15 protein-coding genes are annotated in these 18,147 nt (G+C 66.9%); 11 read left to right on the forward strand and 4 right to left on the reverse strand.

All coding sequences use genetic code 11. The features are described 5' to 3' along the window. Positions 1–360: 360 nt before the first annotated feature. Positions 361–2,127: a histidine kinase famiy protein gene (locus tag Q0D93_RS07670; RefSeq protein WP_294392611.1), complete on the reverse strand. Its 1,767-nt coding sequence runs from the start codon at positions 2,125–2,127 to the stop codon at positions 361–363. A gap of 375 nt (positions 2,128–2,502) precedes the next feature. On the opposite strand from Q0D93_RS07670, the gene Q0D93_RS07675 reads away from it, so the two are divergent. Further along, entirely contained in the window at positions 2,503–3,006 is a 504-nt protein-coding gene (locus Q0D93_RS07675; RefSeq protein WP_294392613.1) for a ferritin-like domain-containing protein, read from the forward strand. A 162-nt stretch (positions 3,007–3,168) separates the two neighbouring features. Here the strand turns inward: Q0D93_RS07675 and Q0D93_RS07680 are convergent, their stop codons facing one another. Beyond that, positions 3,169–4,686 carry a glycosyl hydrolase family 8 gene (locus tag Q0D93_RS07680; protein ID WP_294392660.1) on the reverse strand — a complete coding sequence of 506 codons (1,518 nt, stop codon included), beginning with the start codon at positions 4,684–4,686 and terminating at the stop codon, positions 3,169–3,171. 184 nt (positions 4,687–4,870) lie between these two features. Here Q0D93_RS07680 and Q0D93_RS07685 point away from each other — a divergent pair, with 184 nt between their 5' ends. Further along, complete coding sequence (locus Q0D93_RS07685) at positions 4,871–5,878, forward strand: NAD(P)-dependent alcohol dehydrogenase (RefSeq protein WP_294392615.1); 1,008 nt, start codon at positions 4,871–4,873, stop codon at positions 5,876–5,878. A gap of 109 nt (positions 5,879–5,987) precedes the next feature. On the opposite strand, the gene Q0D93_RS07690 is transcribed toward Q0D93_RS07685, so the two are convergent. Then, complete coding sequence (locus tag Q0D93_RS07690; RefSeq protein WP_294392616.1) at positions 5,988–6,197, reverse strand: DUF2945 domain-containing protein; 210 nt, start codon at positions 6,195–6,197, stop codon at positions 5,988–5,990. Between the two features lie 75 nt (positions 6,198–6,272). After that, complete coding sequence (locus tag Q0D93_RS07695; RefSeq protein ID WP_294392618.1) at positions 6,273–6,749, reverse strand: DUF892 family protein; 477 nt, start codon at positions 6,747–6,749, stop codon at positions 6,273–6,275. Between the two features lie 306 nt (positions 6,750–7,055). On the opposite strand from Q0D93_RS07695, the gene Q0D93_RS07700 reads away from it, so the two are divergent. From Q0D93_RS07700 to Q0D93_RS07740, 9 genes are all read left to right on the forward strand, one after another. Next, positions 7,056–9,137: an EAL domain-containing protein gene (locus tag Q0D93_RS07700; protein WP_294392620.1), complete on the forward strand. Its 2,082-nt coding sequence runs from the start codon at positions 7,056–7,058 to the stop codon at positions 9,135–9,137. A gap of 139 nt (positions 9,138–9,276) precedes the next feature. Beyond that, entirely contained in the window at positions 9,277–9,786 is a 510-nt protein-coding gene (locus Q0D93_RS07705; protein ID WP_294392622.1) for a YfiR/HmsC family protein, read from the forward strand. 59 nt (positions 9,787–9,845) lie between these two features. Then, positions 9,846–11,828 carry a TonB-dependent receptor gene (locus tag Q0D93_RS07710; protein ID WP_294392624.1) on the forward strand — a complete coding sequence of 661 codons (1,983 nt, stop codon included), beginning with the start codon at positions 9,846–9,848 and terminating at the stop codon, positions 11,826–11,828. An 80-nt stretch (positions 11,829–11,908) separates the two neighbouring features. Then, complete coding sequence (locus Q0D93_RS07715) at positions 11,909–13,006, forward strand: glycosyltransferase (RefSeq protein WP_294392626.1); 1,098 nt, start codon at positions 11,909–11,911, stop codon at positions 13,004–13,006. Next, positions 13,003–13,989: an acyl-CoA dehydrogenase gene (locus Q0D93_RS07720; protein ID WP_294392628.1), complete on the forward strand. Its 987-nt coding sequence runs from the start codon at positions 13,003–13,005 to the stop codon at positions 13,987–13,989. Before Q0D93_RS07715 ends, Q0D93_RS07720 begins: the two co-directional genes overlap by 4 nt. 35 nt (positions 13,990–14,024) lie before the next feature. Further along, positions 14,025–14,639 (forward strand): PIG-L family deacetylase, encoded by a 615-nt coding sequence (locus Q0D93_RS07725; RefSeq protein WP_294392630.1) that lies wholly within the window; start codon positions 14,025–14,027, stop codon positions 14,637–14,639. Then, positions 14,636–15,220 (forward strand): methyltransferase domain-containing protein, encoded by a 585-nt coding sequence (locus Q0D93_RS07730; RefSeq protein WP_294392631.1) that lies wholly within the window; start codon positions 14,636–14,638, stop codon positions 15,218–15,220. The genes Q0D93_RS07725 and Q0D93_RS07730 overlap by 4 nt, the downstream gene beginning before the upstream one ends. 109 nt (positions 15,221–15,329) lie before the next feature. Further along, positions 15,330–16,421 carry a Na/Pi symporter gene (locus Q0D93_RS07735; RefSeq protein ID WP_294392633.1) on the forward strand — a complete coding sequence of 364 codons (1,092 nt, stop codon included), beginning with the start codon at positions 15,330–15,332 and terminating at the stop codon, positions 16,419–16,421. A gap of 171 nt (positions 16,422–16,592) precedes the next feature. Then, a complete protein-coding gene (locus Q0D93_RS07740; protein ID WP_294392635.1) occupies positions 16,593–17,981 on the forward strand; it encodes a deoxyribodipyrimidine photo-lyase in 1,389 nt (462 codons plus the stop codon). The last annotated feature ends 166 nt before the right edge of the window (positions 17,982–18,147 follow it).

Raw genomic sequence — 18,147 nt, forward strand, 5'->3', positions numbered from 1 at the left:
CGCGATGGTACGTCCGTGTCCAGGCGGGTGCATCCGGCCCGAAGCCCTTGCCGAACCGCACGCCGTCCCCGACGCGGACGGCATCGTCCGGCGGACGGACCATCACGAGGTGCGCCGCGCGTGAACTATGCCCTGCCCCCGCTCGGTCACAGGGCTCGCCGACGCGCTTGCCCAGTTCCGCGGCGGAGCGTGGAGAACATGGCGGAGGCGGCCCGCGTGCTTGCCGAACGCGCGGGTCGGAGCCGGACGTCCGCCTGACTCACGCATTTCACGCCGGCCTCGGCATCACAGAACAGGCCTGAAGCGGGCCGGTCCCCGCATCGATCCGGCCCACCGATCGCCGTCAGGCGCGCGCGGCGATCACACCAGTGCGGCGCCGAAATCCGAACGTCGGCGGCGCTGCGCATTCTCTAGCCCGCGATTGAGCGCCTGGCGGATGCGGTCGAGCAACTCGGAGCGGCGATACGGCTTGCTGACCACGTCGGTCGCCCGCGCGCGCGGGCCGTTTACCACCAATTCCTCATTATAGCCGGTGGTCATCAGGATCGACACGGACGGATCGCGCTCGCAGATCGCGTCGGCCAGCGCGAGGCCGTTCATGCCGCCGGGCATGACCAGGTCGGTGAACAAAAGGTCGATCCGCGCTTCGCCATGCGTGGCTTCAAAGAAGCGCAGCGCCTCCTCCCCGTTCAATGCCGTGGACACGCGATAGCCCGCGCTCTCCAGGATCTCGCGCGCGACCACCAACACCTCCTCATGATCTTCGACGACAAGGATGTGCTGCGGCTCGCGTTCGTCGATCACCGCCATGGCGGGGACGTGCGGCTTCGCGTCGATACTCCGGTCCTCCACCGGCTGCTCTGGCTGCAATGCGGGAAACAGCATCCGGATCGTGGTGCCCTTGCCGGGCGTGCTGTCGATCTCCAACCGCCCGCCGGACTGGCGCACGAACCCGCTCGCCATCGCCAGGCCCAATCCCGTGCCCTTGCCCGTGCCCTTGGTGGTGAAGAACGGCTCGGTGGCGCGTTCCAGCACCGCGGCCGGCATGCCCTGCCCCTGATCCTCGACCTCCAGCGCGACATAGTCGCCCGGCGGCAGCTCATGCGCCTCGCCCTCGCCCTCCAGCCGGACGGGCTTCGTCAGGATGGTGACCACGCCGCCATCGGGCATGGCGTCGCAGGCGTTGTTGACGATGTTGAGCAGCGCCATTTCCAGCTGGTCGGGATCGATCACCACATGGCGCAGACCACGCCGTAGGCTGAGGTGGATGTCGACCTGCTTGTTGACCGCGCTCTCGATCAGCTCGCAGAACTCCGTCACCAGTTGCGTCAGGTCGAGCGGGCGGGGCTCCAGCCGGGTCTTGCGGGCAAAGGCCAGCAGTTGCCGGGTCAGCTTGGCGCCGCGCTCGGCGGCGGACTGCGCCGCCGCGACATAGCGTTTGATCCGTACCGGATCGTTGGTCGCCGTCACCAGCTCAAGGTTGCCATTCACGACCTGCAGCAGATTATTGAAGTCATGGGCCAGGCCGGCCGTCAGCTGCCCGATCGACTCCATCTTCTGCGCCTGCCGGAACGACTGCTCCGTATTCCGGCGGCGGGTGACGTCCAGCTGGCTGGCGAAGAAATAGAGCAGATCGCCGTCCGTATTGTACACCGGGCCGATGAAAACCGCGTTCCAGAACGGTGTGCCGTCGCGACGATAGTTCAGCAATTCCAGCGCGATGGAAGATTTTGCCTCCACCGTGTCCCGCATTTCGGCAACGGCATTGCGGTCGGTCTGCGCACCCTGGAGGAAGCGGCAGTTGCGACCGAGCACCTCATCCTCCTCATAGCCGGTAAGGTCGAGAAAGGCCTTGTTGGCGAACACGATCGGATTGTCCGGCTTGTTCGGATCCGTCAGGATCATGGGCATGCGGGTCATCTCGATCGCCGCGAAGAAGACGCCGCCGCGTTCGTCCAGATTGGGATCGGTGATCGTGCTTTCGCGCCAGTGATGCAGCCCCGGCCGTTCGATCGGCTCGTTCGCGCCCGTATCCATGCTGCCTTTGGCGGGACGACCCGCCGCAAGTCCGGTCCGGTCTACATCCGTGTGCGGGCCATGATCGTCCGGTTCGCCTTGATCGGTCATGATGCAAGGCGGTACGCCGCGATCCATGTTTGTCCAGCAAGATTCGATGCATAAGGGTGGAGTCCCTGCTCCCCGGATGCCTGGGCAGGGGCACCCCAGACGCACGCCATGCCGGCGTAACGGACGCGCTTTAGCTCTGCCAGCGAGCGAGCCGGTGCCGGCCGGTCAATGGCGCCGTATCAGGATCGAGGCGAAACCGCACCGCGTCGCTGAGGCGGAGCATCCTCTGGCCACCCGCAATCCCAATTAGCGGCACCCTCGGCCCGCTAGATCGTGTGGATGTCGGCAACGCTTTGCGTCTCGGCGGGTTGAGCCGTTCTGCCGCACCGATGCGCGCGGCAGAGTTTCCGCGAGCCCCCAACACGGAGCATGGCCATGTCGACCCCCGAAGATCTCAAGGATCTCTACACTGACGAACTCAAGGACCTCTGGTCGGCCAACGACCAGATGAAGCGTCTCGTCAAGAAGATCACGACCAAGGCCAGCGACGCCAAGCTCAAGGAGATGCTCCAGCATTCCGTGGAGGGCATCGACAAGCATACCGACGTGCTGAAGGAGCTGCTCGCCGCGCAGGACGAAAAGACCGCCAAGGAGCATTGCAAGGGCATGGAGGGCCTGGTCGAGGAAGCGACCAAGCATATCGTCGAGGAGGGTCCGAAAAAGGGACCGTTGCTGGACGCGATCATCATCGCCCAATATCAGCGCATGACCCATTACGGCATTGCCGGCTTCGGCACCGCGGCCGCCTATGCGGAGGCGCTTGGCCTGTCGGATGACACCGCCAGGCTGAAGGAGGCGACCGACGAAATCTATGGCGGCGACGAATATATGAACAAGCTTGCCGAAACCTCGGTCAACCTCCAGGCCGCCGAAGACTGAGGACCCACTCACTCGTTCTTGCACCGCCGGTTCCGATCGGAACCGGCGGAAAGGATCAAACTGCGGCAGCGTCCCTTCGGCCCTGCCTGCCCCATTGAACGAGGAAGCCGGCATCGGGCGGACCGGCTATTGTTCCGCTGCCCGCCCCAAGGCCCCGGCCCTTTACGACGCCGGCCGCCGGGCAGTGTTTGATTGGATGATGCGGAACTCGCCGCCGAGATGCATCATGCTCATCAGGTAGAGCATGCCGTCGAAATAACGCTGCTCGCCGGTCGGCAAGGGCATGTCCCATAACTCCTGCAGGAACGCCCTGGACACAGGTCCGGGCGCGGCCGCGAAGCCCCCAACCGCCGCCGCCGCGACCATGCCGGGCGAATGGCGCCGGGACAGCGGCTTGCCGTCCAGCGTATATTGGTCGGGAAAGCTCTTGATGCCCTGGCCGAACAGGAAATGCTGGTTGCGGTCGCTCAAAGTCCGCTGCCGCGCATCCTTGCCGAACCAGGCCCAGTCGACCGACCAGTTGCTCACCGTCCGCCAGCTGTCATAGCCGAACTCGACCGGCTTGCCGTCGCGGCCGGTGATGCGCGATCCATCGAAATGGCTGCGTTCGGGCGACAAGGCGGTATTGGGCCCCACCACCTTCACCAGCAGGTCGCGGCTGACGTCCGCCGCCTTGCTCCAGAAGGCACGGTCCTGCTCCGGCCCCCACCGCGCCCACAATTCATAGAAGTGCGGCAGGTGATAGGAAGCGTCGGTGGTGTTGATGCTGGTTTCCGGCACGAACCGGATCATGGCGTGGCTTTCCTCCACCATCGGCCCGACCGTCACCGGCGCGTTCTGGCGGACCATGCCGTACCAGGCGGGTGGCCACGGCGTGCCCTTGGCGGCCGCCTCCGCCGCCGCGGTGCGGTTGTTGGGGCTTGGCCACGGCATGGAAGGCGGGATCAACGGCGCGTCGCCGGGATGGATGCGGAACGGCGGCGTGCCCGTCATCACCGCGCGGTGACGCATTCCGGTCAGGATCTTGTCGGCTTCCGCCTTGTAATCGTAGATGCCCTGGCCGTTGCCCCATCGGTTCGCGGCGAAATACAGCGCCATGGCATAATATTCCTCACCGTCGGGCGCCGCGCCGACCGAACGTGGGCGGCCATCCGTGCTCATCGACCAGGCGAAATAGCCGAAGGAGGGATTGGCGGGGTCCGTCACCTGCATATGGGTCTTGGACCAATTCCACAGCGCATCGAATTCGCGCTTCTTGTTCAGCTGGACGGCGATCATCATGCCGTAGCTCATGCCTTCGGACCGCGCGTCGTTGTTGGCCCAGTCGGTGATGTAGGCGAGCGGACCGTCGGCGTTCACCCCGGTCTCGAAATACACCGTCTCCTCCTGGCCGTCGCCGTGGAAGAAGCGTTGAAACGCCGCCTCGATCTTGGCGCGCGTGTCCTGCTCCGACTTGCCGAGCTGCTCGGCGAACAGGTTGCGGTGGCGCCCTGTGGCGAAGGCGCCCGTCCCGTCGCCGGGAAAGCGCCGCACCTCTCCCAAGGGTGCGTCGACATGGGTCTGCTCGCCCAGGGGGTTGGTGGAGAGGGCGGGCTTGGCCGTCGGTGCCGCCGGCGCCTGAGCCTGGACGGGAACGGCTGCCAGCATGATCCCCAGAGCGAACCCGGAAACAATTCCCATACGTCTCACCACGGCATCCTCCTGTGTCGCGAGCATCTTCGGCCCGGTTTGAGATCCTTTTGGCATGGTGGCGGTTCGTCGAACAACTACCAAGCAGCCTGCCGCATGTGACGGCGACCCCAAAAGGCAGGGAAAGCGAACGCTGATCCTTCGTTGAGCCGGGGTTAAGCCACGGAGTTCGAGCATGAAGGCGATGGTGTTGCAGTCCGCAGCAGGGTTGGACCGGCTGACCTTGGCAGACAGACCCGATCCGGGCGTCCCCGGCGCGGGCGAGATCCGGGTGGCGCTGCACGGCAGCTCGCTCAACTTCCATGATCTGGGCGTCGCGACGGGGCGCATGCCGAGCGCAGATGGCCGCGTCCCGCTAGCTGACGGCGCAGGCGTGGTCGATGCGGTCGGTGACGGCGTGACCGAGTTCCAGGCGGGTGACAACGTGGTGTCCTGCTTCTTCCCGGACTGGCAGGACGGCACGCCCACCGTGGGCGACTTCCGGCGTACCCCGGGCGACGGCATTGACGGCTTCGCGCAGGAACATGTGGTCCTGCCCGCCACCGCCTTTACCCACTCGCCGGCAGCCTATGACGCGGTGGAGGCGGCGACGATCACCACCGCGGGGCTCACCGCCTGGCGGGCGCTGATCGTGGACGGCAGGCTCAAGGCGGGAGACACGGTGCTGTTGCTCGGCACGGGCGGCGTGTCGATCTGGGCGCTGCAGATCGCCAAGCTGATGGGCGCGACCGTCGCGATCACCTCCTCGTCTGGCGAAAAGCTGGAGCGGGCGCAGGATCTCGGCGCCGACTTCTGCGTCAACTATCGCGAGCAGCAGCAGTGGGGAAAGACGATCCGCGACTGGACGGGCGGCCGCGGTGTCCACCATGTCGTCGAGGTCGGCGGGCCGGGCACGCTCGCCCAGTCGATCGAGGCGGTGCGCGTCGGCGGGCACATCTCCCTGATCGGCGTGCTCACCGGTGCCGCGGGCGAGGTGCCGACCGCCGCGCTGATGGCAAAGCAGGCGCGCTTACAGGGCCTGATCGTCGGCAGCCGGCGCGAGCAGCAGGATTTCGTGCGCGCACTGGACAGCAGCGGCATCCGCCCGGTCGTGGATCGCCGCTTCCCCCTGGAGCAACTGGCCGACGCCTTCCGCTATGAGACGAGTGGTAGGCATTTCGGCAAGATCGGGATCGAATGGTGATGCAATGCAGGCCGGGCTTGTAGCGGGAGTGACCCTCGCTGCGCTACGACGCCGGCCTCGCCGCCTCTGGCCTACGCCGTGCTGCCCACCACGCCCACCGGTACGGGCTTCAGCCTTTGCGCAGTTCGTCGGGCTTGTGCACCGCTTCCTTGCCCGACTTGTCGCTCTTGGCCCGGAACTGCGGATCATCCTTGGTCGCCTTGGCGGTGTGCCCGCCCGCCTTGGTGGTCCCGGTTTCCTTCTTTACGACCTTGCCCGACGTTTCGCCCTGGGGCGTGTCCCACTTCACGTGATCGCCGATCTCGATGCTCTTGGTCACGTCCGTCTCCTTGCCATGGGTGCGTGGCGACCCGGCAGCGGGTGGGAGCGACTGGAACCGGCCGCTCCCCGCCGGTCAGTCCTGCAGCAATGTTCCGGCGAGTTGGGTCAGCCGTTCATCCGCCTGCTTGGCTTCGTCGGCTGACGTCTTCATCTCGCGCCCGGCATCCCCGAACCCCAGCGAGTTGAGGTAGCTGGCCATCGTTCCGAACGCCGCGATCCAGTAATGCAGCGCAAGCTGGCCGCTGGCAATGATCCCCAGGTCACGCGAACTTGCGTCCGGAGCCTCGTTGCGGATGCGCCGGCTGACTTCGTAATGCGCGTCCAGCACGGGATTGTCGCCCCGCTGACCGTTGCCGGCCTGCGACATGGCGCGGTCGATCCGATCGGCCCATTGTTGGGAGGTGCGATTGCCCTCCTCAAGCGCCGCCTTGAGGTCAGGATGGCTGGCGTCGTCGTTGATTTCATCCGTCGCCCGGGCAGCGACATCGCTCCCGGCCTTCATCGCGCTCAATCCCTGCGCAACGATCTGCTTCAGAGTGTCCTCGGCCATGCTCGTTCTCCTGGCTGGGCGCCCGGCCGGTTCGCCGTTCACCCGCAGGCAGTAAGCGTCCCGCGTTCCGATGTTCCCATGATTGCGCATCCGTTGCGACAGGCGCGTCCGGTTGCCCCGCGAGCCTAGGAACCGCGCACTACCCTGCATGGTCCCGCTCCATATCGGTTGCTTTGATCAGAGCCGTTTAGCAATCGGTTAAGTGACTGTAGTTACGGGCAACCGGTGCCCCCGCTTCGCTCGCAACGCATTATCAACCGTTTACTATCCTGGAAGGCAGGAGGTGATACCGCGCGCGCGCAGACGATGCATGAGCGTCTCCAGGCTCCGCCGCCGGCCGCGCCGCAGGCGGACACCGACGGCGATGCCGTGCTGACCGGCGCAGGATCGCCCGCGATCCAGCTGTTCCGGTCCACGCCGCGCTGGCTGAAGCTGTTTGCCGCACCCAAGATCATCATCGTCCTGCTGGTATTCTCCGTCAGCCTTTGTCTGGGCACGTTGATCTACGTCCAGCATGCGAACAGCTCGATCGTGAATCGGGACATGCAGACCGCGGTGGAACTGAGCGAGATCGCCGCCCGCTTCGATCATGAGGACGGCAGCCTGTACCGCCTGATGGTGGACGAAGCGGCCAACGGCCGTTCCCTGACCGTGGCTGAACGCGTCCGACGAATTAGGAGGAAGCTGACCCGTATCGCCGAGGATCTGCATGCGGACGAGCGCCTCCTGTCCCCTGCCGACCAGCATCGGACGGCGCAGGTCGTGTCGGAAATCAACAAGTATAACGACGCCGTTGAAGTCGTGTCCTCCATGCTGGAACTGGACTTCGCCACCAGCGTCGCGATGCTGCGGCCGTTCCGGGAAAATGCGGACCGCGTGCTGCACGAGGTCAAGGACATTGCGGCGGCGGGCATCAAGGATGCGCATCGTCATGCCGACGACGCCGCCTGGCGCACCCGCCTTTTGGTGGCGTTTGTCGCCGTTGCGGTTTTGATCGTGGCCTTCCTGTCCTATCTATGGCTCGCTTTGGCGTCGCAGCGAGGCATTCAGCTTCGCCAAGAGATATTGCGGCGCAGCGAGGCGGAGCGCGAGGCATTGATCCTGGCGCGAACCGACGTGCTGACCGGCCTGGCCAATCGTCGCGTGTTCGGGACCGAATTGTCGGACGCAATTGAGGCAGCCGGCTCCGATCGCAGCGGCCTGGCGATCTTCCTGATCGACCTGGACGGCTTCAAGGAAGCCAATGACGTTCACGGGCATGCGGCGGGCGACGCCGTCCTGAAGACCGTGGCCGATCGCCTGCGCAGCCTGTTCGGGCATGGCAACGTGATCGCGCGGCTGGGTGGGGATGAGTTCGCGGTCCTGCTGCGGTCGAGCAATCAGGCCGACACCATCACCTCGCTGGCGGCCGACGCCGGCCGATCGCTGCACGATCCCGTGACATGGCGCGGGAACAACATCCTGGTGGGCGCCAGCATCGGGATTTCACGCTTTCCGGCGGATGGCAGCCTTGCCGACGCGCTGCTCCATGCCGCCGATATCGCCATGTATCATGCCAAGCGGAACAGAAAGGGCAGCGTCTGTCTGTTCACCCCGGCGATGGAGGCGGAGCGGCTGGAACGGCGCCGGCTGGAAGAGGAACTGCGCATCGGCATCAGCCTGGGTGAGATCCGCCCCTTCTACCAGCCGATCGTCCGTTTTGCCGACAGCGAATTGTGCGGCTTCGAGATCCTGGCCCGCTGGCAGCACCCTCGGTTGGGTCTGTTGGGCCCGGCTTCCTTCGTCAAGCTCGCGGAGTCCACCGGGCAGATCACGGCCATCACCAAGCTGCTGCTTCGTCAGGCATGCATCGATGCGCGCCACCTGCCGGACAATCTGCGGCTGGCGATCAACATTTCGCCGATGCAGTTGGAGGAGCCGGGTCTCGCCGAATCCCTGATCGACATCATCCATGCCGAAGGGATCGATCCGACCCGTATCGAGATCGAGATCACCGAAGACGCCATCATGGATGACGTGGTGTCCGCCGAGCGCGTGATCACCACGTTCCGCAACAGCGGCCTGTCGATCGCGCTGGATGATTTCGGCACCGGCTATTCCAGCCTTTCCAACCTGCGCCGGTTGAAGTTCGACAAGATCAAGATCGACCAGAGCTTCGTCAGCACGCTTCACAACAGCGCCGAAAGCCAGAAGCTGGTGGAAGCCATTATCGGCCTGGCGCGGAGCTTCGAGATGAAGGTGACGGCGGAAGGCATCGAGGATGCCAGCACCGCGACCCTGCTGGCGCGACGGGGATGCACCCAGGGCCAGGGCTATTTCTTCGGCAAGCCCACCGCCTTCGAGGAGGTGCGAAGGCTGATCGGAAATGCCGACAGCCAGGCGGCATAGCCGGCTTCCTTCGGCAGGAACGGCACCGTCCGCCGATCTGCACCCTCGCCATCCACCCCTTTAACCCCTTGCTTACGTCGGCCGACTAACGCCAGCGCGGCAACCGACCGGAACCATCGTGAAGCGTCGAACTCTTTCTGTGGGCACCGCCCTCGCCATGATGTCGGTCTGGCCGACCACACCGGCCTTGCCGGCGACCCTCAACGTGCCGGTGGCGGCGCGCGTCATCTCGTTCATCCAGCCGCCGCCGACAGGAATCGTGCCGATCGCGGTGCTGTATCAGCCCGGCAACGCCGCGTCCGAAACCGAAGCGTCCGACGTCGAAGAGGCGCTGCCGCGCGGTCTGGCGATCGGCCGTGCGAGGCTGCGTATCCGACGCGTTCCCGTGTGGAACCTGGAGCAGCTGAACGGCGTGCGGGCGGCGTTCGTCACCACGGGGTTGCGCGCCCACCATGACGCGATCGCCGCCGCCGCAGCCGCGGAATCCATCCTCACCATATCGGCCGACAGCGCGTGCGTGACCTCCGGTCGCTGCGTGGTGGGCATCAGCAATACCCGCCGCACGGAGATCACCGTGAACAAACTGGCCGCAAGACGAAGCGGCATCCGCTTCAGTTCGGCCTTTCTGATGCTTGTCAAGGAACTATGAGCGTGCGTTCTTGTGATTTCCTGCGTTTGCTTCCGGTTTGTGGCCTGCTTGTCCTTGCCGTGCCCGCCCTTGCCCAGCGCATGGACTATGATGCGCTCCAACAGACCATGGGCGAACCGGTCACCATCAGCGTGTCCGGCAAGCCGCAGCGTCAGTCCGAAACACCGGCATCGACGATCATCATCACGCACGACCAGATCGTCCGTTCGCCCGCGCGGGACGTGCCGGGCCTGTTGAAGACCTATGCCGGTATCGACGTGAACCGCTGGACCGCCGGGCAAAGCGACGTGGCGGTTCGCGGCGGCGTTCAAACCTACAATGCGCGCCTGCTTGTGCTGGTCGATGGACGTCAGGTCTATCTGGACCATTATGGCATGACCGACTGGAACCTGCTCGGCGTCCAGCTGGAGGAGATACAACAGATCGAGCTGGTGCGCGGGCCGGCCAGCGCATTGTTCGGGTTCAACGCGGCCAGCGGCGTGGTCAACATCATCACGCGCAAGGTCGGCGACACTGCCACGGCGAGTGCGTCCGCCTCCGCCGGCAATCACGGCTTTGGCCAGGTCGCCGGAACCGTGGGCGTGCCGCTGACGCACAATGTGGGCCTGAAGGTCACCGCCGGCCGCCTGCGCCAGGACGAGCGCCGCATCCCGGATTACCTCCTCACGCCCAACCTGATCTACGACGTGGAAAGCGACCAGCTGTCCGGTCAGGTGAACGGCACGTTCGATACCGTGGAGGCATCGCTGGGCGGCGGCTATGCAACCAACCGGCAAATGGAATATCTGCCCAGTCAGCTGCTGTCCAACCAGCATTACACCAGCGGCAACGTCAACGCGGCGCTTACCCAGGATACCAGCTGGGGCGGCCTGTCCTTCAACGGCTACGTGAACTGGCTAAACGCCGACTACGGCATCGACGGCACCACGGGCGAGCCCGCGACGGCGGCGCACATCCGCAACCGCATCGCCGTGGCGAAGGCGTCGGGCCTGTATCGCCTGAACAGTGCCAATACGCTGCGGCTCGGCGTGGAGGTTCGCGATAACCGGCTGCGCGGCGATGCGCAGTTTGCAGACACCATCGCCTACCGGTTGGTGGCGACGGATGCGATGCTGGAGCTGCACGCGAGCGCCGCCGTGTCGCTGACGGCGGCGGCGCGCATCGACCGCCTGTGGCTGCGCACGTCGGGACGGGTCATCCAGCCCGCCTTCAGCGTAGCCGACGAGTTCGATCGCGCTTTCACCCGCGCCAGCTTCAACGCGGCCCTGCTGATCCAGACCGGTGAAAAGGGCCAGTTCCGGTTGAACGGCGGCCGCGGGTTCCAGCTGCCGTCGCTGGTGAATTACGGCTTCCGCCTGCCGATCGCCGCTCCCAGCAGGCTGCCGATCTTTGTGGCCGGTTCGCCCGCCATCCAGCCGGTCCGCGTCTGGAGCGCCGAGGCGAGCTATTCCTATGACCTGGGTAGCAGCCGCATCGAGGCAACCGCGTTCTACAATCATACCAGCGATGCGATCGCGTCGCCCGGCGACGGCCTGCAGAACAATCTGGAGCTGTTCGCGACCCCGTCGCCGGTGCTGGTCGCCCGCTTCGCGACCGTGGGCGATTATGCGGCCTATGGCGCGGAACTGTCGGCCAGCGGGGCGTTGGGCGCATGGTTGTGGGATGTCAATTACACCTGGACGCGGACTCACGGCGATCTGGCGGGATCCGCCTTGCCCATCCCCTTCGCCTTGTCGCCACGTTCCACCACGCCGCAGCACAAGGCGAATGTGGAGCTGGGCTATGACGGCGGACGCTGGTCGGTGACGGGTGTCGCCCATTACACGTCGCGCACGCGGCAATTCGCCTTTTCCAGGGCGCCGCAGCTGCTGCTCTATCCGGTGGGCGACGCGGTGGCGTTTGATGCCCGCGCCGGATACCGCCTCTCGCCCGCGTTGGAGCTGTTCGTCGCAGGTGAGAATATCGCAGGCATGGCCAGTGCCGCCGGCTCGCCGATCCCGGCGGATCGCCGGCTGCGTGGTGGGGTCAGGCTGACGCTGTAACAGGCGGACAGCCCCCCGCCCGCCGCTGCCTAGGCCGCCGATAGCTCAGTCCGGGACCGCTGCAACATACGTTAGACAGGATGGCGGACTGCGCATACAGACCTTGCGACGATGCAGGGCCAAGTGCCTGGCATATCCGGAGATCAGCCCTGCCTGACGCCTTACCGATCACCGTCTGCGTTCCCGCCCGGAACGAGGAACAGGCATTGCCTGCCTTGCTTGACGCTTTGTCCGATCTTGTCGCCGATCCCGCCGACATGACGATATGCGTCTATCTGGATGGGTGCGAAGACGATAGCGAGGCCGTGCTGCGGCGTGCGTCGCCCACCCTGCCCTTCCCGCTCGTGGTGGAAGCCGGACGCCGCCATGACGGCGCCAATGCGGGCGCGGCCCGGCGGTCCGCCATGGCGATAGGGCTGCGGGTCCTGTGCGATCGTCCAGGCCTGCTGTTCACCACCGACGCCGACAGCCGCCCGCGTGCCGACTGGATCCAGGCGGGGATCGCCGCGCTGGACAAAGCCGATGTGGCGGCCGGCCGGATCGTCCGCCGTCATGCGGCAGGCGACCCGACCCAGTCCCGGATCGAGCATTATTATGACCGGCTGCACGCCTTGCGCCGGCTGGTCGATCCGGTGCCGTGGGAGGCGCGGGACACGCATCACTTCACCGGCGGCGCCAATCTGGCCGTTCGCGCCGCCGCCTATCGCGCGCTCGGCGGGTTCAGGCCGTTGCCGTCGGGTGAGGATGCCGCGCTGGTGGACGATGCCGCGCGGGCGGGCTTTCGCGTGCGCAAGGATGGCGCGATGCTGGTGGAAACATCTTCTCGCCGCGTCGGGCGCGCGGTACATGGCTTGGCAAGCGCCCTGCTCGCGCTCGACATGGGCACGGCACCTTTGGTCTCCCACCCCCATGCGGTGGCGTGGCAGTGGCGGGCGCAGGCTGCCGCGCGGCAGGCCTTTTCGACGATCCACGACCCGGATGTCCGCATCCGCCTGGGCGATCGGCTGGGGCTGACGGCCGACCATGTGCTGGGCGTGGCGCGGGACTGCCCCAATGACGAAGCCTTCGCGATGCGGATCGTGCCGGCCTCGCCGGATCATTGCGGCAGCGTGACCCTGGTGGTGGCGGAGGACGCGCTGGCGATGCTGGAAGCGGATCTGTGCGAGGTGGCGGCATGACCATGGCTGCTGCCCTGCGCGACGCCATCGCGGCCACCGGATGGGATCGCGACCTGCCGCGTGACCCGCGCGAAGCGGCGGAAAACCTGGCGATCCTGACCCCGCTGTATGAGACCGGCCGGCGCGATCTGCCGCTCGGCCGCCTGCTGGAAGGGCATGTGGACGCCGTGCAGATCGTGCAGCGTTACGGCACGGCCGCGCAGATCGCGCGGCTGCAACAAGCGGTATGCGGTGGCGCGATGCTGGGCGTATGGAATGCCGCGCTACCCGGCGAGCCGCTGCTGATCGGACCGGACGGTCTGCGCGGCGGCAAGAGCTATGCGTCGGGCGCGGGCGTGCTGTCCCATGCGCTGGTGACGGCGGAGGGTGATGGCGGCAGTCAATTGCTGCTGCTCGACCTTGCGGACACCCCGCCCGCGATCGATCGCGACTGGTGGCGGACGACCGGCATGCAGCGATCGGAGACGCATCAGGTGCGCTGGTCCGATGCCCGGATCCATGATGCCGCCAGGATCGGCGAACCGAACGTTTACGCGCGCGAGCCGTTCTTCAGCGGTGGTGCGTTGCGCTTCGTCGCAGTGCACGCCGGGGGTGTCGCCGGACTGTGCGACCGCACGCGCGACCATCTGGTCGCCACCGGTCGCGCCGACGATCCGTTCCAGCAGGCGCGTCTGGCCCAATTGTTCGGGCTGGCCGATGCCGCCGCGGCGGTGGTTCGCCATACGGCCGTCGCGTGGTTCGCAACGGATGGCGAGGAGCGGCTGGCGAGGGTCGCGGCGGCGCGCCTGACCGTGGCCGACGCGGCCGAGCGCGCCCTGGCCGTCGCGCAACAGGCGGTGGGGCTGGCCGGCCACTTCCTGGACCATCCGCTCTCGGCCATGCTTGCCGACCTGGCCGTATATCTGCGGCAGCCGGCACCCGATGCCCAGCGGCTGCGGGTCGGCCGCGCGGTCAAGGACGGCGCGCTGGCCCCGTCGCTGTGAGGCTGCGGATCGGGAAGGTACGGCAGGCGTTGATCGTGGCGCCCCATCCGGATGACGAGATCATCGGCGCGGCGGCGCTGATCCGTGCGCTGAAACGGCAGGGCACGCGCGTGGCGGTGGTGGTGGTCAGCGACGGGGCCGCGTCGCACCCGGCCAGCCTGCGCTGGCCTGCCAGGCGGCTGGTGGCGGCGCGGCGGAGGGAAAGCCTGCGCGCCTTGCGCCGCCTGGCGATCATGGCGGACGCGGTCACCTTTCTCGGCCTGCCCGACGGCGCCCTGCCGCAACAGGCCGTGCGATGCCGGCACACCCTGCGGCGGGCGGTGGCGATGCGGCGTCGGCTGGACCTGATCGTCGGACCGGCCGATAGCGACGCACACCCGGATCACCGCGCGGTAGCGGCGGCCTTGCACGGCGTGTCCGGCAAAGCGAGGCGACTGCACTATCAGGTCTGGCCGCCGCGATCCGCCGCAAGCGCGCGGGGCCGGACGGTGGCGATGCGCGGCGGCCATGCGACCAAACGATCGCTGATCCGGCTGCACCGCACGCAGATGGGTGTGATCCGTGACGATCCCACCGGCTTCTCCATTGCCCGCCACGAGCTGGCCGCGTTCGCGCATCCCATCGAAACCTATGTGGAGGTGCCACGGTGAAGGCGATCGCCCTCAGCGGCTTTGCCAACAAGTTCGCCGGCAGCGACGATCCTTGGGCGACGTTCACCAGCCGCGACGAAGCGGTGAAGCGCGCGGCGATCCTGCACGCTTTGGGCCCCGGTCCAATCGGGCGAGTCCTGGAGCTCGCCAGCGGCAACGGCTCCAACAGCCAGGCGATCGCCCGCCGCGCGCTACGCCTTGATGCCACAGAGGGCACGGCCGAGGGGACGCGCCTGACCGCGCGCGCGGTCCGGGATTGCCCACGCGCACGGGCGATCCGGCTGGCAGTGCCGTCGCGGCTGCCGCGGTCGCGCTACGATGCCGTGGTGGTGGCGGAGTTGCTCTATTACCTTTCCGCCGACGACATGGCGCGGGTGGCGTCCGACGTGGCCGGGGTGCTGCGCCCCGGCGGCCGGCTGGTGCTGGCGCACCACCGGATCGACTTCTACGATTTTGCACAGCATGCGCGCGGCATACAGGACCGCTTCCTGCGCCTGACCGGTTGCCGGTGGCGGGTGAGGCAGGTGCGCGCGTGCAGCCGGTGGAGCGTGATCGCGGCGCGGAAACTGTCGGGCGACTAGCCGGCGGCCGCACACGTGCGGCGACGGTCCTGGTAGTGCGTCCGCGATGCGGATGCCGGCGAACCGCGTGGCGTCTTCGCCACGTCACACGAATGTGCCATGCGACATCATGGACGCGACGCGATCTTTGCCGGGTCGGCGCTTCGGCCGGCCGGGCCTGGGCTGGTTGGGGGGCGCCGGGCTGTTGCTGGCGGCCTGGCCCGCCATCGGCCAGGCGGGCGCGGACCACCATGCGATCGACTGGCTGGAACTGGCGATGGGCATGGTGGGAGGCCTGGCGCTGTTCCTGTACGGCGTCGACCTGCTCGCAACCGCGCTGAAACAGGCGCAGGGCGGGCGCTTCCAGAAGCTCCTCGCGCACTCTTCCGCCAACCGTATCGCCGCGCTCGGCAGCGGCACCGTGGCGACGATCCTGCTCGACTCCTCCTCTGTGGTGATCATCCTCCTGATCACGGTCGTGGATGCCGGGTTGGTGCCGTTCGCCAAGGCGCTGCCGGTGATCCTCGGCGCCAATATCGGCACCACCTTTTCCAGCCAGCTGTTCGCCTGGAACGTGGACACCTTTGCTCCGGTGGCGATTGCAGGCGGCCTGCTGTGGAAGGCGCTTGCCCGTTCCGACCGCGCCCGGCGCTGGGCCACCATCCTGCTCGGCCTCGGTCTGGTGCTGTTCGGCCTCAACATCATCGGCACCGCCGCCGAACCGCTGCAGCAACAGCCGGCGGTGATCGACTGGCTGAAGCAGCTGGAATCCCCGCTGCTCGGCGTGGCGGCCGGCGCGTTGGCGACGATCGCCATCCAGTCCTCCTCGGCGATGATGGGCATCGTGATCACGCTTGCGGGCGGCGGGCTGATCACGCTGCCGGCCGGGATCGCCATCATGCTGGGCGCGGAAATCGGCACCTGCGCCGACACGCTGGTGGCGACGGCCGGGCGATCGCGCGCGGCGGTGAAGGCCGGCATCTTCCACCTCCTGTTCAACATCGCGTCGGTGGCGATCGGCATCCTCCTGATCGGATGGCTGGCCGCATTCGGCGCAGCGACAGCGGGCGATGTCGGCCAACGCATCGCCAACGCCCATGTCCTGTTCAACGTCGCCGGCGCGCTCGCTCTGCTGCCCTTCACAGGCGCGGTGGTGGGATTGCTCGACCGCCTTGTTCCCGAGCGGGAGGATGCGCAGAGCCCGGTCGCGGCGACGACCTGATCGCACTCCCCTACCGGTGCCGATCGCCGGTCTGGTTACAGGCGCGGCACCCAACGAAGTGGTGCGGCGAACTCCCCAGCCTGCTCTCCCGCGCGCCTTGCCCGATGGACCGCCAGCAAAAGTCGTTGCGGTCGCTTGCTGCAAAAAGCGCCCGCCGTGCATTGTCGGTTCATGGCCGACACACCCTCAATCGTTTGGTTTCGACAGGATCTTCGCTTGGCCGACCAGGCGGCGTTCGCGGCTGCGGCGGCGGACGGGCCCGTGGTTGCCCTCTACGTGCTGGACGATGACGCGCCGGGCGATTGGCGGATCGGTGGCGCGCAGCGTTGGTGGCTGCACCATTCGCTGCAGAGCCTGGGCACGAGCCTGGCGGCGCTTGGCGTGCCTTTGGTGCTCCGCCGCGGCAATGCCGTCGAGCAGGTCGCCAGGGTTGCCGCGGAGGTTGGGGCCGCACGGGTCCACTGCCTCTCGCATTACGAGCCCTGGTGGCGCGATGCGGAGGCTGCGCTGGCCAGGCAGCTGGATCTGGTTTGCCACCCCGGCTACCTGCTGATCGATCCCGACGCGGTCCGCACAGGGGCCGGCACGCAATTTCGGGTGTTTGCACCATTTTGGAAGGCGTTGAGCGCCAAGATGCCACCCGACAGGCCCCGGGCGGTGCCTGGCAAGGTCGTCGGCGCGCCGCACCCGCCGGAGGGCGACGGGCTGGACAGTTGGACGCTGCTGCCGGACAAACCCGATTGGGCTGGCGGCTTCAAGGATTGGCAACCCGGCGAGGATGGTGCCGCCGCCGCTCTGCACGCCTTTTCGGACATGGTCGTGACCTACAAGCACGATCGCAATCTGCCCTCGACGAACGGCAGTTCACGACTGTCGCCGCACCTCCATATGGGCGAGATCTCTCCGGCAGCGGTGTGGCACGCGGTTGCGGACGGGGATGGCGCGGAACCGTTCCTGCGCGAACTCGCCTGGCGCGACTTCACCTCCAATCTCATCATCCAGTTGCCCGCTTATGCCGACACGTCCGGCCTGCTCAAGATGGAGGCCCTGCCGTGGCGCACAGGGCCGGCGGCCGATGCGGACTTCCGGGCATGGACCAGGGGGCAGACGGGATACCCGATCGTGGACGCGGGCATGCGGCAGCTGTGGCATACGGGCTGGATGCACAATCGGGTGCGAATGCTGACGGCCAGTTTCCTTATCAAGCATCTGCTGCTCGACTGGCGACGCGGCGAGGCATGGTTTTGGGACTGTCTGGTCGATGCCGATTACGGCAACAACAGCACCAATTGGCAGTGGGTAGCAGGCACTGGGATCGATGCCGCCCCCTTTTTCCGCATCATGGCGCCCTTGTCGCAATCGGAGAAGTTCGAGGCCGCCGAGTATATCCGCCGCTGGGTTCCCGAACTGCGGGACCTCGACGACGACGTCATCCACGATCCCCATCAGGCTGATGCCGCACCGGCAGGTTACCCCGCGCCGATCATCGGCCACCGCGAAGCACGGGAACGCGCACTCGCCGCAATGCGGACGGTGAGCGCGCTTCCATCCCCAAGCTGACACGTCTCCAGCGCACGGCCTTGCGGCGGATGTCGCCCGCCGCAGGCCTCAAAGACGACATGATCGCCCAAGCTGACCGCCCGCACCTTGCCGAGGCGCGAGCGAAAAGATGGTCGCACCAGAAACCTGGAACCTTCTGGCCCATCAGGAACCTTGAAGGTAAGAA

Source organism: uncultured Sphingomonas sp. (assembly GCF_934560975.1).
Lineage (GTDB): Bacteria > Pseudomonadota > Alphaproteobacteria > Sphingomonadales > Sphingomonadaceae > Sphingomonas_I.

Bases quoted from the DNA above. Each gene is read 5' to 3' on its own strand.
- Q0D93_RS07670 (WP_294392611.1), bottom strand. From the start codon at position 2,127: ATGACCGATCAAGGCGAACCGGACGATCATGGCCCGCACACGGATGTA.
- Q0D93_RS07675 (WP_294392613.1), top strand. From the start codon at position 2,503: ATGTCGACCCCCGAAGATCTCAAGGATCTCTACACTGACGAACTCAAG.
- Q0D93_RS07680 (WP_294392660.1), bottom strand. From the start codon at position 4,686: ATGGGAATTGTTTCCGGGTTCGCTCTGGGGATCATGCTGGCAGCCGTT.
- Q0D93_RS07685 (WP_294392615.1), top strand. From the start codon at position 4,871: ATGAAGGCGATGGTGTTGCAGTCCGCAGCAGGGTTGGACCGGCTGACC.
- Q0D93_RS07695 (WP_294392618.1), bottom strand. From the start codon at position 6,749: ATGGCCGAGGACACTCTGAAGCAGATCGTTGCGCAGGGATTGAGCGCG.
- Q0D93_RS07700 (WP_294392620.1), top strand. From the start codon at position 7,056: ATGCATGAGCGTCTCCAGGCTCCGCCGCCGGCCGCGCCGCAGGCGGAC.
- Q0D93_RS07715 (WP_294392626.1), top strand. From the start codon at position 11,909: ATGGCGGACTGCGCATACAGACCTTGCGACGATGCAGGGCCAAGTGCC.
- Q0D93_RS07720 (WP_294392628.1), top strand. From the start codon at position 13,003: ATGACCATGGCTGCTGCCCTGCGCGACGCCATCGCGGCCACCGGATGG.
- Q0D93_RS07735 (WP_294392633.1), top strand. From the start codon at position 15,330: ATGGACGCGACGCGATCTTTGCCGGGTCGGCGCTTCGGCCGGCCGGGC.
- Q0D93_RS07740 (WP_294392635.1), top strand. From the start codon at position 16,593: ATGGCCGACACACCCTCAATCGTTTGGTTTCGACAGGATCTTCGCTTG.